This window comes from Gilvimarinus gilvus, assembly GCF_030518155.1.
Classification (GTDB): domain Bacteria; phylum Pseudomonadota; class Gammaproteobacteria; order Pseudomonadales; family Cellvibrionaceae; genus Gilvimarinus; species Gilvimarinus gilvus.
Genome location: NZ_JAULRU010000583.1, coordinates 188,308 through 213,475, shown reverse-complemented (window position 1 = coordinate 213,475; position 25,168 = coordinate 188,308). Strand labels below are relative to the sequence as shown.

27 protein-coding genes are annotated in these 25,168 nt (G+C 51.8%); 5 read left to right on the top strand and 22 right to left on the bottom strand.

Annotated elements, in window-relative coordinates; translation table 11 throughout:
• Positions 1–3 precede the first annotated feature (3 nt).
• From QWI17_RS14775 to sbcB, 8 genes are all read right to left on the bottom strand, one after another.
• Positions 4–564 carry a FixH family protein gene (locus QWI17_RS14775; protein WP_302723290.1) on the bottom strand — a complete coding sequence of 187 codons (561 nt, stop codon included), beginning with the start codon at positions 562–564 and terminating at the stop codon, positions 4–6.
• 9 nt (positions 565–573) lie between these two features.
• Positions 574–2,004, bottom strand: a complete 1,431-nt coding sequence (gene ccoG, locus QWI17_RS14770; protein WP_302723289.1) for a cytochrome c oxidase accessory protein CcoG — start codon at positions 2,002–2,004, stop codon at positions 574–576.
• Between the two features lie 97 nt (positions 2,005–2,101).
• The gene (ccoP, locus tag QWI17_RS14765) at positions 2,102–3,016 is read right to left on the bottom strand and encodes a cytochrome-c oxidase, cbb3-type subunit III (protein ID WP_302723288.1); all 915 of its coding nucleotides are present in this window, start codon (positions 3,014–3,016) and stop codon (positions 2,102–2,104) included.
• 2 nt (positions 3,017–3,018) lie between these two features.
• Positions 3,019–3,219 carry a cbb3-type cytochrome oxidase subunit 3 gene (locus QWI17_RS14760; protein ID WP_302723287.1) on the bottom strand — a complete coding sequence of 67 codons (201 nt, stop codon included), beginning with the start codon at positions 3,217–3,219 and terminating at the stop codon, positions 3,019–3,021.
• A gap of 2 nt (positions 3,220–3,221) precedes the next feature.
• The gene (ccoO, locus tag QWI17_RS14755) at positions 3,222–3,833 is read right to left on the bottom strand and encodes a cytochrome-c oxidase, cbb3-type subunit II (RefSeq protein ID WP_302723286.1); all 612 of its coding nucleotides are present in this window, start codon (positions 3,831–3,833) and stop codon (positions 3,222–3,224) included.
• 12 nt (positions 3,834–3,845) lie between these two features.
• Entirely contained in the window at positions 3,846–5,294 is a 1,449-nt protein-coding gene (gene ccoN, locus QWI17_RS14750) for a cytochrome-c oxidase, cbb3-type subunit I (RefSeq protein ID WP_302723285.1), read from the bottom strand.
• Positions 5,295–5,512: 218 nt separating this feature from the next.
• On the bottom strand, positions 5,513–6,733 hold the full coding sequence (locus tag QWI17_RS14745) for an argininosuccinate synthase (RefSeq protein WP_302723284.1): 1,221 nt from the start codon (positions 6,731–6,733) through the stop codon (positions 5,513–5,515).
• Positions 6,734–7,044: 311 nt separating this feature from the next.
• A complete protein-coding gene (gene sbcB, locus QWI17_RS14740) occupies positions 7,045–8,493 on the bottom strand; it encodes an exodeoxyribonuclease I (protein ID WP_302723283.1) in 1,449 nt (482 codons plus the stop codon).
• Between the two features lie 94 nt (positions 8,494–8,587).
• On the opposite strand from sbcB, the gene can reads away from it, so the two are divergent.
• Positions 8,588–9,217, top strand: a complete 630-nt coding sequence (gene can, locus QWI17_RS14735) for a carbonate dehydratase (RefSeq protein WP_302723282.1) — start codon at positions 8,588–8,590, stop codon at positions 9,215–9,217.
• A 51-nt stretch (positions 9,218–9,268) separates the two neighbouring features.
• Here can and QWI17_RS14730 read toward each other — a convergent pair whose 3' ends face one another.
• From QWI17_RS14730 to QWI17_RS14715, 4 genes are all read right to left on the bottom strand, one after another.
• Positions 9,269–9,997, bottom strand: coding sequence for a hypothetical protein (locus tag QWI17_RS14730; RefSeq protein ID WP_302723281.1), 729 nt, complete (start codon positions 9,995–9,997; stop codon positions 9,269–9,271).
• A gap of 144 nt (positions 9,998–10,141) precedes the next feature.
• Positions 10,142–10,474, bottom strand: a complete 333-nt coding sequence (locus QWI17_RS14725) for a 4a-hydroxytetrahydrobiopterin dehydratase (protein ID WP_302723280.1) — start codon at positions 10,472–10,474, stop codon at positions 10,142–10,144.
• Positions 10,475–10,526: 52 nt separating this feature from the next.
• Positions 10,527–12,047, bottom strand: coding sequence for a fumarate hydratase (locus QWI17_RS14720; protein WP_302723279.1), 1,521 nt, complete (start codon positions 12,045–12,047; stop codon positions 10,527–10,529).
• Between the two features lie 86 nt (positions 12,048–12,133).
• Positions 12,134–12,883, bottom strand: a complete 750-nt coding sequence (locus QWI17_RS14715; RefSeq protein WP_302723278.1) for a hypothetical protein — start codon at positions 12,881–12,883, stop codon at positions 12,134–12,136.
• 388 nt (positions 12,884–13,271) lie between these two features.
• On the opposite strand from QWI17_RS14715, the gene QWI17_RS14710 reads away from it, so the two are divergent.
• The 3 genes from QWI17_RS14710 to QWI17_RS14700 all read left to right on the top strand — a co-directional run bounded on the left by QWI17_RS14710 (position 13,272) and on the right by QWI17_RS14700 (position 15,310).
• Positions 13,272–13,766, top strand: a complete 495-nt coding sequence (locus QWI17_RS14710; protein WP_302723277.1) for a nitrogen fixation protein NifB — start codon at positions 13,272–13,274, stop codon at positions 13,764–13,766.
• 48 nt (positions 13,767–13,814) lie between these two features.
• Positions 13,815–14,291, top strand: coding sequence for a hypothetical protein (locus QWI17_RS14705; protein WP_302723276.1), 477 nt, complete (start codon positions 13,815–13,817; stop codon positions 14,289–14,291).
• Positions 14,292–14,410: 119 nt separating this feature from the next.
• A complete protein-coding gene (locus tag QWI17_RS14700) occupies positions 14,411–15,310 on the top strand; it encodes an IS3 family transposase (RefSeq protein WP_302723303.1) in 900 nt (299 codons plus the stop codon).
• A gap of 129 nt (positions 15,311–15,439) precedes the next feature.
• On the opposite strand, the gene QWI17_RS14695 is transcribed toward QWI17_RS14700, so the two are convergent.
• From QWI17_RS14695 to QWI17_RS14670, 7 genes are all read right to left on the bottom strand, one after another.
• Complete coding sequence (locus QWI17_RS14695) at positions 15,440–15,745, bottom strand: hypothetical protein (RefSeq protein ID WP_302723275.1); 306 nt, start codon at positions 15,743–15,745, stop codon at positions 15,440–15,442.
• Positions 15,732–16,412 carry an RHS repeat-associated core domain-containing protein gene (locus QWI17_RS23675; RefSeq protein ID WP_370659577.1) on the bottom strand — a complete coding sequence of 227 codons (681 nt, stop codon included), beginning with the start codon at positions 16,410–16,412 and terminating at the stop codon, positions 15,732–15,734. Before QWI17_RS23675 ends, QWI17_RS14695 begins: the two co-directional genes overlap by 14 nt.
• Before the next feature lie 164 nt (positions 16,413–16,576).
• On the bottom strand, positions 16,577–17,158 hold the full coding sequence (gene sodB / locus QWI17_RS14690; protein WP_302723274.1) for a superoxide dismutase [Fe]: 582 nt from the start codon (positions 17,156–17,158) through the stop codon (positions 16,577–16,579).
• Between the two features lie 221 nt (positions 17,159–17,379).
• Positions 17,380–19,029: a chaperonin GroEL gene (gene groL / locus QWI17_RS14685; protein ID WP_302723273.1), complete on the bottom strand. Its 1,650-nt coding sequence runs from the start codon at positions 19,027–19,029 to the stop codon at positions 17,380–17,382.
• 52 nt (positions 19,030–19,081) lie between these two features.
• On the bottom strand, positions 19,082–19,372 hold the full coding sequence (groES, locus tag QWI17_RS14680; protein ID WP_302723272.1) for a co-chaperone GroES: 291 nt from the start codon (positions 19,370–19,372) through the stop codon (positions 19,082–19,084).
• Positions 19,373–19,634: 262 nt separating this feature from the next.
• Positions 19,635–20,123, bottom strand: a complete 489-nt coding sequence (locus tag QWI17_RS14675; RefSeq protein ID WP_302723271.1) for an FxsA family protein — start codon at positions 20,121–20,123, stop codon at positions 19,635–19,637.
• A 2-nt stretch (positions 20,124–20,125) separates the two neighbouring features.
• Positions 20,126–21,148 carry a DUF481 domain-containing protein gene (locus tag QWI17_RS14670; RefSeq protein ID WP_302723270.1) on the bottom strand — a complete coding sequence of 341 codons (1,023 nt, stop codon included), beginning with the start codon at positions 21,146–21,148 and terminating at the stop codon, positions 20,126–20,128.
• 61 nt (positions 21,149–21,209) lie between these two features.
• On the opposite strand from QWI17_RS14670, the gene QWI17_RS14665 reads away from it, so the two are divergent.
• The gene (locus QWI17_RS14665) at positions 21,210–21,518 is read left to right on the top strand and encodes an MGMT family protein (RefSeq protein WP_302723269.1); all 309 of its coding nucleotides are present in this window, start codon (positions 21,210–21,212) and stop codon (positions 21,516–21,518) included.
• Here QWI17_RS14665 and QWI17_RS14660 read toward each other — a convergent pair.
• The 3 genes from QWI17_RS14660 to rhlB all read right to left on the bottom strand — a co-directional run bounded on the left by QWI17_RS14660 (position 21,515) and on the right by rhlB (position 25,130).
• Positions 21,515–22,888 carry an AmpG family muropeptide MFS transporter gene (locus QWI17_RS14660; protein ID WP_302723268.1) on the bottom strand — a complete coding sequence of 458 codons (1,374 nt, stop codon included), beginning with the start codon at positions 22,886–22,888 and terminating at the stop codon, positions 21,515–21,517. The two genes, QWI17_RS14665 and QWI17_RS14660, sit on opposite strands and share 4 nt — an antisense overlap.
• 82 nt (positions 22,889–22,970) lie before the next feature.
• The gene (locus tag QWI17_RS14655) at positions 22,971–23,828 is read right to left on the bottom strand and encodes a DMT family transporter (protein ID WP_302723267.1); all 858 of its coding nucleotides are present in this window, start codon (positions 23,826–23,828) and stop codon (positions 22,971–22,973) included.
• Between the two features lie 15 nt (positions 23,829–23,843).
• Positions 23,844–25,130: an ATP-dependent RNA helicase RhlB gene (gene rhlB / locus QWI17_RS14650; RefSeq protein ID WP_302723302.1), complete on the bottom strand. Its 1,287-nt coding sequence runs from the start codon at positions 25,128–25,130 to the stop codon at positions 23,844–23,846.
• Between the last annotated feature and the right edge of the window lie 38 nt (positions 25,131–25,168).

The following is a 25,168-nucleotide window of genomic DNA, read 5'->3' as shown; positions in this document are numbered from 1 at the left end:
CGCCTACTGCTCGCCGACGCCGTTAGCAACACCCGCTGCCGAGGCAGAAGGTGCGAAGTGCCATTGGTGTTGCCGGGCAAAATTCATTTCACCTTTCAGCCGCCAAGGCGCGTCGTTGCGGCTAGGCGCATCAACCGGAACCAAAGTGACATACCAGTTCTGATCGTTGGCCGGAATACTCGCCCGGTAGCGTAAGCCATCGATTTGCTTGGCGGTTACGGTAAAGTCTTGCTGTTCGTCGAACGGGTGATCCAACCACAACGTTAACGCTTGCGGCGCTGGAATAACCGGTGAGTGCAGCTCTAGGTCAAGCCGCCCCTGCGGCGAAGACCACTTTATATCGACGCTCAGTTGCCAGTTGGCGGCGCGCTTGTCTTGTGCCAAAGACTGGTTAATCATGCGCCCTTCTTTGTAGTAATTATCAATCACGGTGTCGTCAGCTTTTTTGACCGCAACCGTAACAAACGACAGGGACACAATCACAACCACAATAAGGGGCGTTAATACAAACCAAGCCCAGGGCTCACGATACCAGGGCTGGCCCTGTACTTCGGTATTTGTCATGACAACTCTCTAGTAATCTCTTAACTGAGGACCGATAAAGCTGGTTGTGTGCTGCGTGGTTAACGCGTCGTTGTCGATTGCGGTCACCGTAAAGGTCACGCTGGTTTCAACATCTTTGAGTGCTTTACGCTCTACCGCCACACGCATCGGGAAAGTAAATACCTCGCCGGACTCCACCTCCAGCGCTTTATAGCCCTGCACCCGGAAAGGATAATCACCGGCGACCTCTACGGTATAACGATGCGGTTCGCCATCCATATTATTAATTTTCAGGGTGTAAACATTTTGTACATCTTTGCCGCTGATGCGGTACATACGCACACCGCGGTCGCGCAACACCTCCATACCCAAGGGCGTGCGCGTTGATAGGTTGTAAACAAACACGCTGATCATCACCAAAAGAACCATTAGGTAGCCAACAAAGCGCGGACGCAATACATGAGCCTTGCCGTGTTTAATGGAGTCTTCGGTGGTAAAGCGTATCAAGCCACGGGGGTAATCCATTTTATCCATAACGGTATTACAGGCATCGACACACAGACCGCAGTCGATACACTCAGATTGCAAACCATCACGTATATCAATGTCCACCGGGCACACCTGAACGCACCAGGAGCAATCGATACAATCACCCAAACCCTCGGCCTTGTAATCATCGCCCGGCTTGCGTGGTCCACGTTTTTCACCACGCACATAGTCATAAAATACGGTTAGTGTATCTGGGTCATACATAACCGATTGAAAGCGCGCATAGGGGCACATGTACTTGCACACTTGCTGCCGTAAAAACCCGGCATTGATAAAGGTCGCGGCGGTAAAAAAGAACACCCAAAATGCCGCCGCCGGATGTATATCCAAACTCAGTAGCCCGCCAATAAGATCGCGGATAGGGACAAAGTAGCCCACAAACGTTAACGCCGTCACCAACGCAATCAACAACCACAACCCGAAAGTACTGCCCTTGCGCAACAGCTTACTGACTGACCAAGGCGCCGCATCCAATTTTATGCGTTTATTCCGGTCACCCTGACACAGGTATTCGACGAAAATATACATTTGCGTCCAAACCGTTTGTGGGCAAGTAAAGCCACACCAAACACGTCCGACCAAAACCGTAACGGTAAACAGCAAAAATGCACTGATGATCAGTAGCCAGGCCAAATACATACCGTCGTGTGGCCAGAATGTCGTCCACAAAATGTGAAACTTGCGTTCAGGTAAGTCAAACAGCACGGCCGGTCGGCCATCAATCAGCAGCCAGGGCAACAGCGCAAATCCGGCAATCAGCGGCAACCCGGTATAGCGGCGTAATTTTTGATAGAAGCCCGTAATGCGCCGGGTATAGACTTTATCATCCGCCTCGTAAAGATTGATGTAGCGAACACCATCCTCACCGACGTGATCGTCCTTGGGGGATTTATGCGGGTTACCTTGACTCACACAGACTCCTCGACCTATGGGGTGCAAGATGCGAGGTGCCGGGGTTACTACCCACTAGCACCTCTTGCAGGCACGCAGTTAAGCGCAGGCTACAGGATTACTCCTGAGCCTCGTAAGGCTGGGACAAACTGTAAACATAAGCCGCCAACAAATGGATACGGCTTTCTTTCAGCAAATCTTTTTGCGCTGGCATGACGCCGTTGCGGCCTTCACGCAATGTGGTGCGAATACCACTGGGCTCACCACTGTACAGCCAAATATCGTCGGTCAAATTAGGTGCACCCAGCATGGGGTTGCCCGTACCGTCAGCGCCATGGCAGGCGACACAGTTGCGTTTATAATGCTCGGCTCCGCGCTCAGCCATCTCTGCCTTGTGGTCACGGTCTGACAAGCTCAGTACATATTCAGTCGTTTCAGCAATACCTTCATCGCCTAAGATTGCGGCCCAAGGTGGCATCACGGCTTTACGCCCTTGCACGATGGATTGCTTAATTTGCTCCGGACTGCCGCCCCAAATCCAGTCGCTATCGGTCAGGTTGGGGAAGCCGTAGTTACCACCGCCATCAGCGCCGTGACACACCGCACAGTTATTGGCAAACAGACGCAAGCCCATTTTCATGGCTTGCTGATCTTGCGCCAACTGTTCAATAGGCATGGCATTGTATTCACCAAACTGCTCGGCGTAGCGAGCGTCGGCTTGCTGCTGATGACGCTCCAGTTCTAACTCCTGTGTCCAACCACCTGGGTATAAGCCCTTAAAACTGCCCATGCCCGGATAAATAATCAGATAAACTGCGGCGAAGATGAAGGTAGCGATAAACATCTTGAACCACCAGCGTGGCAAGGGGTTATCGTATTCTTCAATGCCATCGTAGACATGCCCTGTGGTGCGGTTTTCCGGCGTCTCATCATCACGCACCGCCACCTTGCGATTGGCCAGTAGTACCCACAATACCAACGCCATGTTGATCAGGGTCAGGCCGATAATCCAAAGGCTCCAAAAAGTACTCATAATCAATTCCGCCTTGCTACATCATCGGTCGATGAATTCGGTTCTTCTTTCTTTTGTTCGTTGCTTTGTTCATCGGCAAAGGGCAGATTGGCAGCGTCATCAAATCGCTTGCGCCGCTTAGGAGCAAAGGCCCACCAGCAAACGCCTGCAAAGGCAATTGCCATCATGACAGTGCTGATTGCTCCCAGTGTCCCTTTATCCATGGTTAGCGCTTCTCCTGCAGGAGCGTACCCAATTGCTGCAAATAAGCCACCAATGCGTCCATTTCGGTCACGCCCTTAACCTTATCACCGGCGCCTTCAATATCTTCATCGGTGTAGGGAACACCCACTTTGCGCATAGCGCGCATTTTGTTTTCGGTGTGCTTGCCGTCTAGCTTATTGTCATAAAGCCAGGGGAAAGCGGGCATATTCGACTCAGGAACAACGATGCGCGGGTCGAATAAGTGCACTTTGTGCCAATCATCCGAGTAGCGACCGCCAACACGGGCCAAGTCCGGGCCGGTGCGTTTAGAACCCCATAGGAACGGGTGCTCGTACACAGACTCCCCGGCTACCGAGTAGTGGCCGTAGCGCTCCACTTCCGCGCGCAGTGGGCGAACCATTTGCGTATGACACACGTGACAGCCCTCACGGATGTATATATCGCGCCCTTCTAGCTCAAGCGGCGGCAGCGGCTTCAGGCCAGCCACAGGCTCCGTGGTTTCTTTGAGAAAGAACTGGGGAACAATTTCCACCAAGCCACCAAAACTGATGGCGATGACCACCAGTACAGTCATCAGGCCAATATTTTTTTCGACTAAATCGTGATTTTTCACAGTCCGGCCCCCTTATACCGCTTGTGGCTCAGCGTTGGCTTCAGTTGCAGCCTCGCCGGCGTTTTGTGCTGTTTTGAAGGCGTTGTAAGCCATTAACAACATACCTGCGAGGAAGAACGCCCCACCCAGGAATCGAACGAAGTAGCCAGGGTAGCTCGCCTGCACCGCTTCGATAAAACTGTAGGTCAAGGTGCCGTCGTTGTTAAAGGCGCGCCACATCAAACCTTGCATAATGCCATTTACCCACATAGAGGCGATGTAGAGCACGGTACCAATGGTCGCCAGCCAAAAGTGGATATTGATCCATTTCACACTGTGCATATCCTTGCGACCGTACAAAATTGGCAACAGGTGATAGATAGCACCGATAGAAATCATAGCCACCCAACCCAGAGCGCCAGAATGCACGTGGCCAATGGTCCAGTCCGTATTATGGCTTAACGCGTTGACGGTTTTGATCGACATCATGGGACCTTCAAAGGTAGACATGCCGTAGAAGGACAGAGACACCACCAAAAAGCGCAACGTCGGGTCAGTGCGCAGCTTATGCCAGGCGCCCGACAGAGTCATAATACCGTTGATCATACCGCCCCAGGACGGCGCCAACAGGATCAGTGACATCACCATACCCAGGCTCTGGGCCCAATCGGGGAGTGCAGAGTAATGCAGATGGTGAGCACCGGCCCAAATATAGATAGAGATCAGCGCCCAAAAATGCACGATCGATAACTGGTAGGAGTAAACCGGACGGTCCGCCTGCTTAGGCACGAAGTAGTACATCATGCCGAGGAAACCGGCGGTTAAAAAGAAGCCTACCGCGTTGTGGCCGTACCACCACTGCACCATCGCATCCGCGGCACCGGCGTACGCGGAGTAAGACTTCATCCAGGAAACCGGAATCGCCGCACTGTTCACCACGTGCAATACCGCCACCGTGAGAATAAACCCACCGTAGAACCAGTTGGCGACGTAAATGTGCGAGGTTTTGCGCTTCACGATGGTGCCAAAGAAAACCACGGCGTAAGACACCCACACCAGTGTAATGAGGATATCGATTGGCCACTCGAGTTCGGCGTACTCTTTGGCGGAGGTGTAACCCAGAGGCAGAGTAATAGCCGCGAGCACAATCACCAGTTGCCACCCCCAAAAAGTAAAGGGCACCAACCAGCCACCCCACAGTTTTGCCTGACAAGTGCGCTGCACTACGTAATAGGAGGTACCGAACAAGGCGCAGCCGCCAAATGCAAAGATCACGGCATTGGTATGCAGCGGACGCAAACGACCGAAGTGCGTGTAAGGCTGAAAGATATCGTTAAGCTCGGGCCAGTACAGTTGGGCGGCGATTAATACACCGACACCCATGCCCACTATTCCCCAGACAATGGTCATGATTGCGAACTGACGTACGACTTTATAGTCATACACCGGGTGATCTCCCGCCGCAACTAGGTTACTACTCATAGGACCTTCCCTATTTGTTGGCAAAAACACAATTTGTTTGAATATTGTTATTAGAGGTGACGCGCAAGGCGTTCTACGGCCAATAGGTGCGATTGTGCGACACCCTTGGCCGTCAAGACTTGATTTCTATCAACTATAGTACAAACACCAGCGTCGTAATCGCGACGAGGATAACTGGCAGCTGATTTGGGCCTGAATACGCTCAGACCCGAAGCACATTAAAGCAGCTTGCGGCCTTTATTGGCGGCGATACGCATACGCAGCGCGTTGAGCTTGATAAAGCCCTCGGCATCTTTTTGATCGTAGGCGCCGGCGTCGTCTTCAAAAGTCGCGATGTTCTCATCAAACAGGCTATCGTCTGAACGACGACCAACCACGTGTACACCGCCCTTGTACAGCTTTAAGCGTACGTCGCCGTTTACCGGCTCTTGTGATTCGTCGATGACGTTTTGTAACAACTGACGCTCAGGGCTCCACCAGTAGCCGTTGTAAATCAGCTCGGCGTACTTCGGCATCAGACTGTCTTTCAGGTGCGCCACTTCACGATCCAGTGTGATGGACTCAATGGCACGGTGCGCCTTCAAAATAATGGTGCCGCCTGGTGTTTCGTAACAGCCGCGTGACTTCATACCCACATAACGGTTTTCCACGATGTCGAGACGGCCAATACCGTTGTCACCACCGAGCTTATTCAGCTTGGCCAACACTTCAGCCGGGCTCAAACGCTCGCCATCGATCGCGACAATATCGCCCTTTTCAAAGGTCAGGTCGATGTAGGTCGCCACATCGGGCGCCGCTTCAGGTGACACACTCCAGCGCCACATGTCTTCTTCGGCTTCGGTCCAGGGGTCTTCCAGCACACCGCCTTCGTAGGAAATGTGAAGCAGGTTGGCGTCCATGGAATAGGGCGACTTTTTCTTCTTGGAGGAAAAGTCTACCGGAATATTGTGCTCTTCACAGTAAGCCATCAGCGTTTCGCGAGAGGTCAAATCCCACTCGCGCCAGGGCGCAATGACCTGAATACCGGGCTTAAGAGCGTAGGCACCCAACTCGAAACGAACCTGATCGTTACCTTTACCGGTAGCACCGTGCGAGATGGCATCAGCGCCGGTTTCGTTGGCGATTTCAATCAAACGTTTGGAAATCAGCGGGCGGGCAATCGAGGTACCCAGCAGGTATTCGCCTTCGTAAATGGTGTTTGCGCGAAACATGGGAAAAACAAAATCACGCACAAACTCTTCGCGCAGGTCGTCAATGTAGATTTCTTTGACTCCCAAAGCTTCAGCCTTGGCACGTGCGGGCTCTACTTCCTCACCTTGACCGATGTCGGCGGTAAACGTCACCACTTCACAGTTGTAAGTTTCCTGCAGCCATTTAACGATCACGGAGGTATCGAGGCCACCGGAATAGGCCAGTACAACTTTGTTGATGGATGACATACTCTGCTCCTAAATTGATAACAATTCTCTAACTGTGCCCGGGTCAAACGCTAGCTGCGCATATTTTGCGCAAGCCCGTTATGAGCGCGGAGAATTGTACAGACAAACGCGCACAATTCCCACACCAATGTCACCAAATTACACACTCCCCACCCGTCTTTACGTTTGCCTGTTACCACTGTGGATAAACAATAGACTAGCAGCCACTTGCAGCAATCTCATTGCCGAAGCATCACGATATCTGGCGTGAACTTGAAGCATACCTTAGCCACTCAATCGGCACCGCTTAAGCTCACCGCACGCCTTGGCGTCTAAGTTTGCGCTTGCGCCAACAAGCCCTGCCCCCATTCATTCACAGCCTGCAGCACTCGCTGTTGTTTGGCGCTACATTCACTCTGCATTCGGGCAAGCTCAGACTCAAAACCCTCTATCACCAAATCGGCGCCAGCGGCCGGATCGGTTAAGCGCTGCCGGCAAAACTGGCGCCAGCGCCGCAGATCATTCTCGCTTAGAGTTGCCGGGAAATTACGGGCACGGTAGCGCCATAACAACTCCGCCAACCTTTCATCGTGGAAGTCGAACTGACCAGAGGCCAAGGTTGCAGGCGCCGCATCCCGAACTTTTCGCGCCAAAGCTTTGTCGTGGTCGTCGAGAAAACCGTCATATAACATTGCATCGACATCAGTGCGCGGCTCGAAGCGACTCATCTGATACAACTGTGCCAGTTTGGCACGCAATGCCGTCATCTCCACCAACGTTAAGCTTTTAAACTCTTGCCAGTGTCGTTCGCATTGTGTGCGATCAAGCCCCAGTCTGCGCTCGACCGACTCATCCAGCATGGCGACCGGCAACACCATGGGCGATTTATTCAGGTGTATTTCTTTTAACGCCAGGCGCTCAGTACCCTCTGGCAGATCTTTTGATGCCACAAATAGGCGCTCTGCCAGCGCCTCGGGCGATTCGTCTAGCAGCAACTTGGGGGACTGCGCCAAGTTAAAGGCGATGACGCTATTTTTGTTTTTGGGGTGATAGGCCAGAGGCACCATCAGAGCGCAGTTGCCCTGCGCGGACGGGAACATAGAGGAAATATGCAGCACCGGTTTAAGTGTCTCTATGTCCAGTTGGCGCCCTACAAACTGCTTATTACGCAGCTTGAAGGCGTATTCAAACAACTTGGGCTGGCGCTGTTTAACCAGTCGCGCCAGGGCGATAGTGGCATATACATCGCTTAGCGCATCGTGCGCGGCGCCGTGCTCAAGGTTATTTGCCGCCGTTAATGCCTCGAGCTTGAAGCAGGGCGTGCCGTCATCATAGTTGGGCCATTCGATGCCCTCTGGGCGCAGCGCCCGGGTCATACGCACCACATCGATAATATCCCAACGGGAGTTGCCCGCCTTCCATTCGCGCTCATAGGGATCGTAGAAATTGCGATAAAGGCTGTAGCGGGTCACTTCATCGTCAAACCGAATAGAGTTATAGCCCACTCCGCACGTGCCGGCTACGGCCAACTCTTGATGAATCCGGCCGATAAAGTCGCGCTCACTGAGCCCTTCCTGTGCGGCCTTTTGTGGCGTCAAACCCGTCACCAAACAGGCCATGGGCTTGGGCAGTAAATCCTCCGGCGGGCGGCAGTAAATCATCAGCGGCTCGCCGATGGGGTTTAGCTCGAGGTCTGTGCGCACACCCGCAAATTGGCTGGGCCGGTCAATGGCGGGCACCTCACCCCAGGTTTCGTAGTCGTGCCAGTAAAATGTTTGCACGTATCCCCTATCCTTTTAGCTGTGAAGGTGCCGGTTACTGTACCATCTCTATCGGTTTGTCATATACTTATCGCCGAATTGAATGGGGGTAACAATGAGTAAATTAGACCATCTATTTGAACAAAACGCCGAGTGGGCCAAAAAAATCAAGGCCGAAGACCCGGAGTTTTTCACCAAATTATCCGAACAACAAACACCGGAATACCTTTGGATTGGTTGCTCCGACAGCCGGGTACCGGCTAATCAAATCGTAGGACTGCTACCGGGGGATATTTTCGTTCACCGCAATGTTGCCAATCTGGTTGTGCACACCGACTTAAACTGTTTATCTGTTATGCAGTTCGCAGTCGAGGTATTGAAGGTGAAGCACATCATGGTTACCGGCCACTACGGCTGCGGCGGCGTGAAGGCGGCGATGCAAAACCAACAAGTCGGTCTCGTCGACTACTGGATTCGCAATATTCGCGACGTCTACTACAACAATTTAGCCGAACTTGAACAGTGCACCGATGAAGAAAAGCGGCTGGAGCGGCTGGTTGAGTTAAACGTAATGCAACAGGTAGCCAATGTATCGCACAACAACATTGTGCAAAACGCCTGGATGCGCGGTCAGGATTTAACCATTCACGGCTGGTGTTACAGCATTAAAGACGGCATCATCCGCAACTTGATGGAGCCTATCGACGGCATGGAAGATATCAGCGAGCGCTATCGTCTAGATTAAACTGTAAGCTGAAGAAACACTCGAGCCTAAAGCCCGATTGTTTCTTCAAAGTTAAAGTTTTTCACAAGCCATGTTGTACAAAATCAAATCTACTTCATTCGCGTCCAGCAGCTTTTGATACAAATCTTCCCCAAGCTCTGACTTGATTTGATCCAGCCGCTCTTGCAGGGACTGATCCACACTGCGAGACACGTTTTCTCTCACAGGCTTTAATGTCACATCAAAACCTTCGCTTGATAACCAACACTCTAGCTTACTCAGAGAATCATCAAAACGATCCACCACCCCGACAAAAGGTAATTCAGCCAGTGCTTTTTCAGCTCTAATCTGCTCATCACCCACACTGGGATCGTAGCTCAAACAAAACCGATGAGAGTGAAAGTTATGGCAAAGGCGATCGCGCGGAATTGACAAACGACACTCAACATAGCCGGCCATAGTAGTATTGCGAGCTAACACCGCACCAAAATTAGCTGTTCCCTGTTTGCGTTCAAAAGCATAAATAGAAGCAATACGATCAATCGGGTGACGAATAAACACCACAGGCAAACACTCAACACCTTCTATCTGGGGAACGGGAAGGTGCGCGGTATGCGATGAGAAAATAAGAGCCTGCTCTTGTGCAGCAACCCATTGCGCCACCTGTGCACGGTTTGCCTCAATTGGACCAGGAAACTCTTTAGTAACCCACTGCTCCCCGGTTACATTCTTTTTCAACTGAGAGTCGAGTGACGTGCCAGCATTTTTAAAAAAATGATAATGAAATATAACTTTTCGCATTCTTTTCCTTAATTCACGGCACAGCAGCGAGCAACATTTACAACGCGACCGCGTGATACTAAAACTGTGCCCCCTAACCCTGCAACGGTTTGTACTCAAAGCAACTGCGTGCGGCAAAAACTAATGAGTATCAACACTCAGCGATTAAAGACCGCTGGTTTTCGCCGCCATTATAAAATCGTTTTTGTGCAGACCACCTATTTTGTGCGTCCACCAATACACTGTCGCCTTGCCCCACTCGGTTACAATCATGGGGTGGTGATCAAACGCCTCAGCCAGCTCCCCAACCTTTTGAGCGAACGCGAGCGCTTCGGCAAAATTGGCAAACGTAAATTCGCGATTGAGCTGTGCAATACCACCGCGCTCCTCAACTTGCCAGCCCGGCGCCTCTACCAACAACGCATCAATTTGCTCTGCGGTTAGTTTCGGCGCGTCAGCCCGACACGCTTCGCAGGTTTGCTCTTGTAACTGTGTCATGATTTACCTCCAGTTTAGCGTGAGGTATTTAGACAACACCAAACGGCCGTTGTTACGCGACCGTGACCACGCCTTCTTCAATTTTGGCTTTCCAGATTTGTGGGCCAGTTTTATGCACCGACTCACCCTTGCTGTCTACCGCCACCGTCACCGGCATATCTTTCACATCAAACTCGTAAATCGCCTCCATTCCCAGCTCGGGGAACCCCAACACCTGGGCGGATTTAATGGCTTGCGCCACAAGATATGCGGCACCACCCACAGCCATTAAGTACACAGATTCATTGTCGCGAATCGCTTCAATGGCGCTAGGGCCGCGCTCAGCCTTACCAATCATGCCCAGCAGGCCAGTTTCTTCTAGCATAGTACGGGTAAACTTATCCATACGCGTCGCCGTAGTGGGGCCAGCAGGGCCAACCACTTCGTCACGCACTGGATCGACCGGCCCTACGTAATAGATAAAGCGCCCAGTCATATCCACCGGTAACGACTCCCCTTTGGCCAGCAAGTCCACCATTTTTTTATGGGCGGCATCGCGGCCAGTGAGCATTTTGCCGGACAGTAAAATGGTATCGCCCGGCTGCCACTGCTTCACATCCTCCGCGGTTACGGTGTTGAGATCAACACGGCGCACGGTATCCGACACTTCCCAGCTGATTTCTGGCCAGTCTTCCAGCGACGGCGGGGTTTGTAATGCAGGGCCGGCACCGGTGAGGGTAAAGTGCGCATGGCGCGTGGCCGCGCAGTTGGGGATAATCGCCACGGCCTTGTTGGCCGCATGGGTTGGATAGTCTTTAACCTTCACATCCAATACCGTGGTTAAACCACCCAAACCCTGGGCGCCAATACCCAAGCGGTTCACTTTGTCGTATAGCTCTAAGCGCAACTCTTCGCTGCGATTGTCAGCGCCTTTATTCTGCAAGTCCTGAATATCGACCGGATCCAGCAGAGACTCTTTGGCGAGCAACATCGCCTTTTCGGCGGTGCCGCCAATACCAATGCCGAGCATACCCGGTGGGCACCAGCCAGCACCCATTTTAGGCACCATATCCAATACCCAATCGACCACCGAATCGGACGGGTTGAGCATAGCGAACTTGGTTTTCGCCTCGCTGCCGCCGCCTTTGGCCGCCACATGCACATCAACCTCATTGCCCGGCACAATATTGTAGTGAATCACCGCAGGCGTATTGTCGCCGGTGTTTTTGCGGGCGCCGTCGGGGTCTTCCAAAATCGAGGCGCGCAACACGTTATCTGGGTTGTTGTAGGCGCGGCGCACCCCTTCGTTGACCATATCGGTCAATCCTTGGGTACTGTCCCACTGCACATCCATACCGACGGTCACAAATACCGTGACAATGCCGGTGTCCTGACAAATCGGACGGTGGCCCATGGCACACATGCGGGAGTTGATCAGAATTTGAGCCATGGCGTCTTTGGCCGCCGGATTGGCTTCGCGCTCATAGGCCTCATTCACGGCCTGAATGAAATCTACGGGGTGGTAATAGGAGATAAACTGGAGAGCGTCGGCGACGCTCTCGATAAAATCGGCTTCTTTGATCACGGTGGTCATAGCAAAATCTCTAGCTCATCGGATTTTGCGCGCAATTTTACACCAATGTGCCGAGCTTTGCCCGTACCAAAGCACTGAACTGTCGGCTAGGGTGCCCCACCGAGTTGTTGTTTTAACTGCAAAATATCGCGGTTAATGCTGCGGCGGTAGGCGTCGATTGCGGCAATCGCCTCCTCATTGGTTTTCACCCGAGCCGCCAGCCCACGCAAGCCTGGCATTTGCTGCATCACCCGCTGCACATCGAGGCTTAGGCTTTCGATGCGATCAGCACTGGAGGTCAAAGTCGCCATAGCCTCTTGCGCACTGGCAAGTTGAGTTTGCAGACCCGCCAACTCGGCCTCAACATCGCGCTTGAGACTCGCGGTTGCGGCCCGCGCGCTGGCAGCATCCTTTTCCGCTGAACTCAAAGTACGCTTGTTCGCCGCAATGGCCTCTTGGTTCGCCTGAATACGCTTGCGATTGGTATCGTGCGAAACGCCCCACAATTTTCGAATTTCAGAGTCTGCCCATTCTAATTTATCGCGTATTTGATCTACCGTTTCGTTGGACTCATTCGAGTTGAGGTTGAGCTGGGCCTCCAGGTTGGTAATTCGGTTCTGGGCTGCCACTAACGCCTTTTGCGATTCAGTCAGTGTATAAGCCAAATAGCCGCTGCCACCGATACCGGCAATAGCCAGCAACAACGCAAATACAGCGACAAACCCGGGACCTGAACTCTCATGCACAACCTGAGGCTCTACACTGGCGCGCGAGCGCGAGGCTCCGCTTGCAACCGGCTCGTGGTGATCATCCCGCTCGGCACTGATGCCGCCCAACGTGGGTTCTTTCCGTTCCATAAACTACCTATATAAATCAATACTCTACTGGGCACTGGTTATAACAGTTCTAACCCTAAAAAAGAAGGGATAAGGGTGAATTGGGGGGTGTGGGTTGCGGGTTGCGGGTTGCGGGTTGCGGGTTGCGGGTTGCGGAAGTCTAACTATCCTCTTTGGGAGAACTGAATAGGGGATTCAATTTTCTGGGGAGCTTCAATCTGTGGGTGATGAGATGGACGCTTCCAAATGTAACCGGCGTCGCAATGCACCAAACTGATAGTGAGGTAAAACATACATCAGTTGATATACAGGAGCGTCCATCTCATCACCCACCAATTTGACAATTGCCACACACGTGAGCCAAAGTAAATTTAGATTGTAAGTATTACCCCATGCTCAAGGAGGAGCCATGACCCAACCCCGCAACCGATTAATTTCTCTCGACGATACGCCTTTCTATCACTGCGTATCCCGCTGTGTGAGGCGGGCATTCTTGTGTGGCTCAGGTAAAGACTATAACTTTGAGCACCGCCGTGGCTGGATTACCCACCGACTAAAAGAGTTATCAGCCGTTTTTGCTATCGATGTAGCCGCCTACGCAGTTATGTCGAATCATTATCATGTCGTCTTGCGCGTCAACCGAGAATTGAGTGATTCACTTAGCAAAAAAGAAGTCATAGAACGCTGGAGCCTACTGTTTAAGGGGCCACGATTGGTACAGAGGTTTCGAGGCGGCCAGACACTCTCTCCCGAAGAGCTCAAAATACTAGACGACATAGTCGCAACGTGGCAACAGCGACTATCAAGCATCAGCTGGTTTATGCGTTGTCTCAATGAACCTATTGCGCGCTGGGCCAACCAGGAGGATAACTGTACGGGGCGATTCTTTGAAGGGCGGTTTTAAAGCCAAGCTCTTTTGGATGAGCGGGCTCTACTCAGCTGTATGGCTTATGTGGACTTAAATCCCATTAGGGCCGCAATTGCTGATACACCTGAGAACTCCGACTTCACCAGCATTCAAGAACGGTTAGGCATTAAGCCAGAGCAACCAGTTGAGTCCTCCGCCGAAACACAACCCAAAGAGCCCCTGCCACTGGCGGAACTTATACCTTTTTCGGGTGGTGAACACCAACACAACCAGCCGAACCACTTACCTTTCGATTTAAGTGATTATCTAGAGTTGGTAGATTGGAGTGGTCGCGCCATTAGAGACGATAAACGTGGCGCAATCGACAAGGCCTTACCCAACATACTCGAGCGATTAGGCTTGCCTTCAAAAGATTGGCTGGACACCTGCTGCAATATCGAAAGTCACTTTGGCCGAGCTATCGGCCCCGTCGCCAAAGTCAGTGAACTCTGTGAATCGGTCAATGTAAAATGGATGCACGGCATTCGAAACTGCAAACGACTTTATCCAAAAACCGGCTAACCTCCTATCTCCGTCAAATGCCTGTATGCTCTTGGTGGGCAGGAATTCCTATACCCGGAAATAACTATTAGGCCGGAAAGCACCCCAGGTAACTCACCGCAAACCACTTAAGCCAAAAACTGTCACGAAAAACCGCAAACAAAGCGTCACGACTTTCAATTTTTGGATGTTCTTTATTTTTCGGACTCGATCAAAGGTTTTCGCTAATTCGCGAGCAACAAGAGAGCCAACCAGTGTCACGGTTATGCCGCGTGCTTGACGTCAATCGCAGCAGTTATCGTTATTGGTGTGATCGCCCAGAAAAAGTGTCACCACATCGGCTTAAGCTCATCGCAGAGCTTAAGCGTTGGTTCGGTCTGAGCATGAACTCGGCGGGCCAGCGCACGCTGGTGTCTTTACTGGCCACATCTGGCTTCAATGTAAGTCGCTGGCTGGTCAAGAAACTTATGCGCCAAGAGGGCTTGGTCAGCCGGCAGCTGCCGCAGCACAAGTACGCTAAATCGGAAAAAGAGCACTTGTGCATACCCAATGTGCTGGGTCGAAACTTCAAACCAAACAAGCCCAATCAGGCCTGGAGTGGTGATGTTACCTATGTTTGGACCCGCTCGGGGTGGATGTATCTTGCGGTGGTTATCGACTTATTCGGTAGACGGGTGGTGGGCTTTGCGGCATCAAAAAGCCCTGACAGTGAACTGACTAAAAAGGCGCTGAGAATGGCCTATGAAAGCCGTGGAAAACCCAAAGGCCTGCTGTTTCACAGCGACCAAGGTTGCCACTACACCAGCAAAAGCTACCGCCAGATGCTGTGGCGATTAGGTATTCGACAAAGTCTCAGTCGACGCGGAAATTGTTGGGATACTGCACCGACAGAGCGATTTTTTAGAAGCTTTAAAAGCGAGTGGATGCCGAAGTCAGGGTACGACTCATTCGCCGAAGGGGCAGTGCAATATCGGAGTATAAAAACGGCTATTACAATCGCTATCGCCCGCATCAGCACAACGATGGGGTATCGCCCATAATGGCCGAACAAGAGTATCAAAAAACTTATAACACGGTGGCCAGTTTTAGTTGACCACTACACTACGACACATTGTTTGATTGGTTGCGATATGTGGCGAAAGTCTCTTACGCCCCCATCTCCAGTATGTTCACTCAATTTTTTCATCTGAGGATACTTCTAACTCACGCCCACCTCTAGAAACAAAAACATACTTTTTGGGGATATGCTGCTCATAATCTGGATAAAACGGTAAAAAGCGAACATCGTATTTTTCATTATCGTACTGTATTACCCAATTATCATCGCCAAAGTCTTTGTGAAATTTGCTTTGTCCTGGCACATAAACCACAGTGGCCAACTTATGTCCAAATAGCTTTTTAACTTTAATTCTATCACCTACTTTTAGCTCAGTATTTGAGTCATGATAGAGAAGTACTGCTTTATTGTGCGTCATCATTGTCATCCGAATTCAATATAGTATGTACTGCATAAGCAACGGTTCCATAGGAGCCAATTGCAAGCCCCGCTGTTCCCGCTGGACTTCTACCCAGCGCGTTGTTCAACCCCCTAGGAATTGACATAAGATTGAATCCTGCGTTCCCAAGCCTTTGCAGCCCTCTGTTAGCGATTGGATCCCTAGGATACCATTGACTAGGACTACCTTGCCTAAACCATTTCTTCTGAATGGCTACATGATGCTGCTCCCATTTTGTATTGGGGAAGGCCCTTTTCAGAAACCGCCCTATTGGTCCCCAGGTCACCCCAGTGTGGGATTTGTTAGGCGATGCGAAGAATCGCTTCATCTTGTCAAATGACGTTATCTTTCTACCACGCTTTCCTTTCATCTCAACTCGACCAACAGCTCTGAATATTGGCCGCAATGCGTTCACGGCAAGTCGCCCCATCAAATGTGAGGCCATCGATACCGACTTTTTCCCCCCAGATCTGGCAACGTTATAAGTCACTCTTACGCTGAGTTGAAGAGCCGATGACATTGAAGAACCTAAACTACCGATCGAAAAATTCCCAGAGGGATCAACATTAAGTATCGGATCTCCATTTGCATATAGATACTTATTTAAAGTGACGGGATCGTTTTGATGCCCCATCCACGTATCCATCTGCGTAAAACGACCCACTCCTTGGTCGTAATACCTCGCTCTTAGGTAATACTCATCAGTGTAAGTACTCCCTGAACCAAACTAACTCACCTCGGAAATTACCAAACCCCACACACAAAAACGCCGGGCAGAGCCCGGCGTTCGTATCGCTTAAACAGTCTAGATTAAGCGAAGTTCTGGTTAACAAATTCCCAGTTAACCAGTGCCCAGAACGCGTCCATGTATTTAGGACGAGCATTGCGGTAGTCGATGTAGTATGCGTGTTCCCAGACATCAACGGTCAGCAGTGGAGTTACTGAGTCGTCGGTCAGTGGGGTTTCGGCGTTGCCAGTGTTAACAATAGCAACAGAGCCGTCGGCTTTTTTCACCAACCAGGTCCAACCAGAACCGAAGTTGCCAATGGCCGAGGCGGTGAATTCTTCCTTAAACTTGTCGAAAGAACCAAACGCAGCGTCAATAGCTGCAGCAACGTCACCGGTCGCGGCGCCACCACCGTTGGGGCTTAAGCAGTTCCAGTAAAAGGTGTGGTTCCAGATTTGTGCCGCGTTGTTAAAAACGCCACCAGAAGAGGTTTTAACCACTTCTTCCAGAGTTTTACCTTCAAATTCGGTACCAGGTACCGCAGCGTTCAACTTATCAACGTAGGTTTTGTGGTGTTTGCCGTAGTGAAACTCAATGGTCTCTTCTGAGATATGAGGAGCCAGAGCATCTTTTGCGTAAGGCAGAGCAGGTAATTCGAAAGACATAAAGTTCTCCTTTAGATCACGGTACTTATAAAAGCTACAAGGGGTTACCGAATAAATCGGCCGTGCGGCGGATCCTATTGTCATCAACTGGCTTCCCAGCTGATTCTTTTTATGCGGAGCGCTGAGTATAGCGCTTAGAGCGAGATGCCTCTAGATTAAATGGCACCTTATATAAAACAAAGGCACCTACCTAAGTAGGTGCCTTTGTGGAGGCTGGGGGCTTACATCATGCCGCCCATGCCACCCATACCGCCCATGCCACCCATATCTGGTGCAGCAGCGGCGCCTTTATCATCGGGCTTATCAGCCACCATGGCTTCGGTAGTGATCATCAGACCAGCCACAGAACCGGCTGCTTGCAGCGCAGTACGGGTTACTTTGGCTGGATCCAGAATACCCATTTCCAACATATCGCCGTATTCACCGATGGCAGCGTTGTAACCGAAGTTACCTTCGCCATTGCGAACGGTTTCAGCCACAACAGACGCTTCGTCGCCGGCGTTGCTTACGATCTGACGCAGCGGTGCTTCCATGGCGCGACGAGCAATACCAATACCGGCGTTTTGCTCTTCGTTGTCACCCACCAAATCAGCAATAGCGGCAACGGCGCGCAGCAGTGCAGTACCACCGCCAGGTACAACGCCCTCTTCTACCGCAGCGCGAGTTGCGTGCAGAGCATCTTCAACGCGGGCTTTCTTCTCTTTCATTTCCATTTCGGTAGCAGCGCCAACCTTAATAACGGCAACACCGCCAGCCAATTTGGCTACGCGCTCTTGCAGTTTTTCACGGTCGTAATCAGAAGACGTTTCTTCGATTTGAGTGCGAATTTGCGCTACGCGAGATTCGATTTCCTGAGCGTTACCCGCACCGTCAACGATGGTGGTGTTCTCTTTGCTCATGGTTACGCGCTTGGCAGTACCCAGGTGCTCCAGAGTAACATTCTCCAGGTCCAGGCCTACTTCTTCGCTGATCACGGTGCCGCCGGTTAATACGGCGATGTCTTGCAGCATGGCTTTACGACGATCGCCGAAACCAGGTGCTTTACAGGCTGATACCTTAACGATACCGCGCATGTTATTCACAACCAGAGTGGCCAGTGCTTCGCCTTCAACGTCTTCCGCTACGATAACCAGCGGCTTGCCTGACTTGGCAACGGCTTCCAGAGTTGGCAGCAACTCGCGGATGTTAGAGATTTTCTTATCAACCAGCAGGATGTAAGGAGCGTCTTGCTCAACCATCATGTTGTCTTGGTTGGTAATAAAGTAAGGCGACAGGTAGCCGCGGTCAAACTGCATACCTTCAACGACGTCCAGCTCATTTTCCAGGCTGGAGCCTTCTTCCACGGTGATAACACCTTCTTTACCCACTTTGGCCATGGCGTCAGCGATAATGTCACCGATGTGAGAGTCGCTGTTGGCAGAGATGGTGCCCACCTGAGCGATGGCTTTAGGGGTATCACAAGGCTGCGCGATCGACTGAATATGCGCAACCGCTGCGATCACGGCTTTGTCGATGCCGCGTTTCAGATCCATCGGGTTCATGCCAGCAGCAACCGACTTCAGCCCTTCGTTAACGATGGCCTGAGCCAGTACAGTGGCTGTGGTGGTGCCGTCACCGGCGTCGTCAGAGGCTTTAGAGGCGACCTCTTTCACCATTTGCGCGCCCATGTTCTCAAATTTGTCTTCCAGCGAGATTTCTTTGGCCACGGAAACACCGTCTTTGGTTACGGTTGGCGCGCCAAAAGACTTCTCCAGAACAACGTTGCGACCCTTGGGGCCCAATGTTGCTTTTACCGCATCAGCCAAGATGTTGACACCGGCTACCATACGCTGACGAGCGCTATCGCCAAATTTCACTTCTTTCGCAGACATAGTTTTAATCCTTCCTAAATTTCTTGCAATAACTCAAAGGGGGGTCAGGGACTTAAGCGAGTACCGCTTTAATGTCGCTCTCGCTCAGGATAACCAGCTCTTCACCATCGATTTCGATGGTGTCGCTGCCTGCATACTTACCGAAAACAACAACGTCACCTACTTGTACGTCTACCGCACATACGTCTCCATTATCGAGAACGCGGCCATTACCAACGGCAACAACCTCACCTTGGTTTGGCTTTTCCTTAGCAGAACCTGGCAGTACGATACCACCTGCGGTTTTTTCCTCTTCTTCCTTGCGGCGTACTACAACGCGATCGTGTAACGGACGAATTTTCATGGACAGTTATCTCCAACTAGCAAAAATTAAAATGCTGAGCACATTATCAACAAACCCGAAGGTCGGGATTTTGCCGCCGGCCCTAAAGAACCCGCTGCAAAAATTCTTAACAGTTGCCTGGCAACAAGCGGCTTGCGCCGCTTAAGACAACCGATCTGCTGAAGAAATTGGGGATGAAACGAGGCATTTCAATAGGAGGCAGGTAAAAAAAGTGATTTTTTCGCGATATTCACCCAAATTGAGCGAATGCGCGAGCAATCGATCATTTTTTATCCAGCTTGTCTGGCTCGTCGGAAGACTCGGGGGTACTGGTAAATTCACCTTCAAACGTGTTGGATGTATCGCCGTGAGGGCGACCACCGCGAAAGTGAGCGCCCGCCCCAAAACTGGCCCCGCCACGCACCATGATGCGCGGACCTGCCCACATAAACAGGGCATAGCGCAGCCAGGGCACCAACAGAGCAAACCCCACGGCATCGGTGAAAAAGCCAGGAGTTAGCAACAGAGCGCCTGCAACCAGCAGCATTAAGCCCTCAGCCATTTCCCGGGCGGGCATTTCCCCGCTGTCCATTTTGGCTCGGGCCCGCGACAGGGTTTCAAAGCCCTGCCAGCGCAGTAACCCCACCCCGATAACGGCGGTGAGAATCACCAACGCTACCGTGTTGAGAACACCGAGTTCATCGCCAACCTGAATAAACAGGGCAATCTCTAACAGGGGGATTCCAATAAATAACAACAATATAATAGGCATAGTTACCACTCGTAGCTGACGCCCACCATCAGGCGGGTATCTTCGCGTTTTTTGTCCGGTTGTGGAATGTTATCGACGTTATAGTCGACCTTTAGTTCCGAATAGAGTTCGCCAGCAATAACAGTGCTAATTCCCGTATTGCTGCTCAGGCGCCAATCTTCATTGTCTTCGAGCGACGTCACCAGCTCATTGTGGTGGAAAAAGGCGATACCGAGCGGCAGCTTGTACCGAAAATTAGAGCCAAATTTGGTGGCGATACGCTCGTTTTCTATCTCAAAATCATCCTCCGGCTCTTCCGGTATTTCGTAGCGCTCGTTGAGGTAGGTAAAACCGGCGGTCAATGCCAAAGCCGTCTGCTTGTTCTCCCAAAACTGAAAACCAGTACCACTACCAACCGAATAATACTCGGCAATGCCCCGGGACTCATCGGCACCAGCGGTAATGTCATTGGCCCAGAACCAGCGCTCACGAAAGAACCAGTCTACCGCATAGCGGCCCGACCACACTTCATCGGGCGCTTCGCGGTCGGTTGAATAACTGGCGTACTCCAGCAGGCCGTTATGGCGAAACTCACTGCGACGGTATTCAACCAATGTTTTCATTTTAATGTCGCGGCGAATGTCATTGCCCTCGGCAAAAAAACCCGACAGGCCGAACTTGCCACGCAGGGTGTACTCCCCATCAATGTGGCTTTCAAAGGGCAGCATAATATCCAAGCTCGCCAGGGGCACACTGCGCTGATCTGGGTCACCACCGCAACTGTAAAACAAATATTCCTGTTTCATGCCATCAATCAAACAGGGGGTGGCACTGCCACTGATTTTCATTGGCATGGTGGTGGTTAAATTTTTAATTTTGGTACGAGGAATTTTCACTTTACCAAAATTACTGGAGGCCCATACGAGCTTGTCCCCCTCCAGGCTTACAAAGTCGCCCTCGAGACGGTCGCCATTATAGAGTTCGACGACGCCCGCCTGTGTCGCTAGGCTTGCCACTAATAAAAGGGCAAATAGTAGTCGCTGCATTAGTTTGTCTTGCATAGTCGGTTACACTGGCTCAATTCTTAATGTGTTGTGAGAGCTATCCGTGCCCAATTCGGCTTTGTCTTGCGCGTTATATACCGCACTTATGCAGGTGCCGCCCGGCTCTGTGGTGACCTACGGCCAATTGGCCCAATTGGCCGGCAGGCCCGGTGCCGCGCGCTGGGCCGGCTCTGTTCTCAAAGCCCTGCCCGAGCACACAAAATTGCCCTGGCACAGAGTCATTGCCGCCAACGGCCGCATTTCTTTACCCGGTGATGCCGCCACTAAGCAGCGCCGCCGCCTCGAGGCCGAAGGCATTGTGTTCAAAGGCGACAAAGTACCGCTCGCCCAATACGGTTTCTTAAACCGCTAGTCTTGCGACCCCTGTGTCATTTTACGGCCAATAAAAATCAACAAAACCAGCCCCGGAATCACCATCACCGCCGTCAATACGAAAAAGAACGCCCAGTTGCCATTGAGTGCGTCCACCAAATAGCCACTGCCCGATGACATTGATGTGCGGCCCAGATTCCCCAGCGATGCCAACAATGCGTACTGTGCCCCCGAAAAGGCTTTACCGGTTAACCATGTCAATAAAGACACAAAGGCAACGGTGGAAAACGCAGCGCAGAAATTGTCGACCACAATAGTCGCTAAAAACAGCCACTCGTGCGGCCCCACCAGCGCAATCCAGGCAAACATTAGATTGCTGGCGGCCATTGCGACACCACCAATGAACAGGCCCCGTACAATACCGTAGCGAATATTAATGGTGCTGCCAACCAAGGTAAAAAGGATGGTCAACCCCCAACCTACCAGCTTAGAGTAGTGCGCGATCTGCTCGTTGCTAAACCCCACCTCGCGGTAAAACACGATTGACATGCGGCCAAGAAAGGCTTCACCAATTTTAAACAAAAATACAAACAACAATATTGCCAGCGCCAACTGCCAACCGTTGCGACGAAAAAAGTCGGCAAAAGGCTCGACAATGGTGACGCTAAGCCAGACCAGTATACGCGACCAGATACCCTTTTCAGGACGGGTATGAAGCATACCGGCATAACGCAACTCTGCTTCTTGTTGCAGTGCCTGTCGGTCTGTTTCCGGCTCGCGCACTAACAGAGTGAACACCATTAGCACACCTACAAACACCGCCATCCAGCCATAAACGCCCGACCACCCGACCGCCTCGGCATTGGCAAAAGCGAGATAGCCTGGCAATGAATAGCCCGTCCACCAACCAATAATACTCATGGCCGAGGCGGCGGGCACGCGATGGGAATCCTTACCAATAATTTCGATTCGGTAGGCATCAATCGCAATGTCGTGCGTAGCCGAACAAGTCGCAATGGCCAGACACAAAGCCGCCAGTAAGCCTAAATGAGTTAATGGGTCGGTATTGGCGAGAAAAATAGTGGCCAGCAACATAAGCGCTTGCAGGGTGAAAATCCAACCGCGCCTGTGCCCCAGCAACTTGCACACCAGCGGCAGGCGGACCCTATCGACCAGCGGTGCCCACATAAAGTTAATGGCATAAACCACAAACACGGCGCCCAGCAACCCCACCTGCGAGCGCGATATGCCCGAGTCGGTAAGCCAACCGCTTAAGTTAGAACCAATAAGCACAAAAGGAAACCCGGACGAGCAGCCGAGCAAAAACACGTAGAGCAATCGCCAGTCACGATAATTATCAAGCGCTTGTAGCCAGGGATGTTGCGACGCTTGGGTCGGAGATTGACTCATAGTAGAGGGCCTGTTGGCGACCATGCCGTAGAAAACGTCACGTTATCAGAAAAGCGACAAACGCGCACGACAGCCGCCGAGCTTAGCCTTGGCGCACTTGCAAAGTTTCGTAAAATGCCGCGAGACTGATCAAGCAACCACCAACGACCGTGGTGACGGTTGGAATATCCCCCAGTAACAAAGCCGCATAGATGACACCGTAAACCGGCTGCATACAAGAAACTAACCCTACCGTTTTGGGGCGCAACAGGCGTAGAGTATAACCCAACAATGTATGAGCCACCGCGGTGAACACCACACCGAGGAGGATCAGTAATCCAATATCCTCAGTCGCGGGGACCTCACCTTTGGCAAAAATAAACGGCAAGAGTAGCAGTGCCGTAACGGCCGTCTGATAACCCAGTGACCGCGCTGCGGTCTGCTCTTTAAACCAGTGGCCGAGTAAAATATTGCGCAGAGCAAACAACAGGGCCGAAATTAATCCCCAAACCACGCCCCAGGTCATGTCGTTATCGAGGGAAAACTCGGGTACCAGAAAGTACACACCAAGCAGAACTAACCCGGCACTCACCGCATCGCGCCAATTCAGGCGAATACGGTTAAACAGAGGTTCCAGCAGAACCGTCATAGTCGGATAGGTGAAAAAGGCAATCATGCCGATGGCGACGCTGGACACCTGCATGGCGTGGAAGTAAGTCACCCAGTGGGCGCCCAAAAGCACGCCCAGCAACCCCATACGCGAATAATCTTTGGCGGACTTAAGCCCCAGGTGGCCTTCCGTTATTCCGACCCAGGCCACCAGCAATAGCGCGGCCATAAGCGTTCGAATACCGGTGATTTCCCAGGCCGGCAAGTCAATGGTGCGGGCGAACACCCCTGTCGCCCCCATCACAATAACGGTTAAATGCAGAGTAAATATGGCCGAATGTGGATGTTTCATTCGCGGCCTCGAAGATTAAGAGCGGCGTTGACCCCGACCTCGCCCGCGGCCAGCGCCCGGCCCACGTCGGCTGCCATGATTGCGATGCTCAGACTTTTCCGGCGGCGCCATTGGCGGTGTTGCCAGCAAAAGATCCTGCGGTGGTTGCTCACATTTCAAATCATGTCCAAGCAATTCTTGCAAGGGCATTAGGCGAAAGGCGTCGTCTTCACACGCGAAGCTGATCGACGTTCCTTTTTTACCAGCGCGGCCGGTGCGTCCAATGCGATGCACGTAATCCTCGGGCTCTTCCGGCAAGGTAAAGTTTACTACGTGGCTAATACCATCGATGTGTATGCCCCGCCCAGCCACATCTGTGGCAACCAACACTTTTAAGCTGCCGTCTTTAAACGCGTTCAGGGTTGATACCCGCTTGTTTTGGGCAATCTCACCGGACAGCAGCCCAACCTTAATACCGTGGCGGCGCAATTGATCTTGCAACTTACGGCACTCATCGCGGCGGTTGGCGAAAACAATCATGCTTTCAACTTCAGCGTCCTGAATCAGATTGTAGAGCAAGGTGTACTTTTCCTCGGTAGAGGCCAGATAGATATGCTGCTTAACGGTATCGGTGGCGACACTCTCAGGCTCAATAACAATCGTTACCGGATTCTCTGTCCACTGCTCGACTAAGCGATGCACTTCATCGGTAAAGGTCGCTGAGAAAAACAACGTCTGACGTTCACCGCGCTGTGGGGTCTGTCGAACAATTTGACGTACCTGAGGAATAAAACCCATGTCGAGCATACGATCGGCTTCATCAATGACCATAACTTCGAGTTGATCCAGATACACATCTTTATTGCGACAAAAGTCCAACAAGCGACCTGGCGTGGCAACCAGGATATCGACCAAGGTGTTATGCAAACGATTTTGCTGCTTGTTGTAGTCCATACCCCCTACCAGGGTATGAATTTGTAAATCCGTGTGCTTGCATAAGCCTTTGGCATCATCCGCAATTTGCATGACCAATTCGCGGGTCGGCGCAATAATCAGAGCCCGTGCTTCACCGGCGTAGCGTTCTTCGGTGAGCGCGTGTTTGAGCAAATCATCGATAATGGCCGTCAAAAAAGCTGCGGTTTTACCCGTGCCGGTTTGCGCTTTACCCACCACGTCTTTACCCTGCAACGCGTGCGGCAATGACTGCGCCTGAATCGGCGAGCAGTACTCGAAGCCTTGGTCGGCAATCGCGTGCATCAAGTCGTTTTCCAGACTGAAGTCATGGAAGCGGCGCTTGCCCTCCACCTCGGGCACCGGAAACATCGAAATATCCCAAGGCTTTGTGGGTTCGGCTTTTTTCG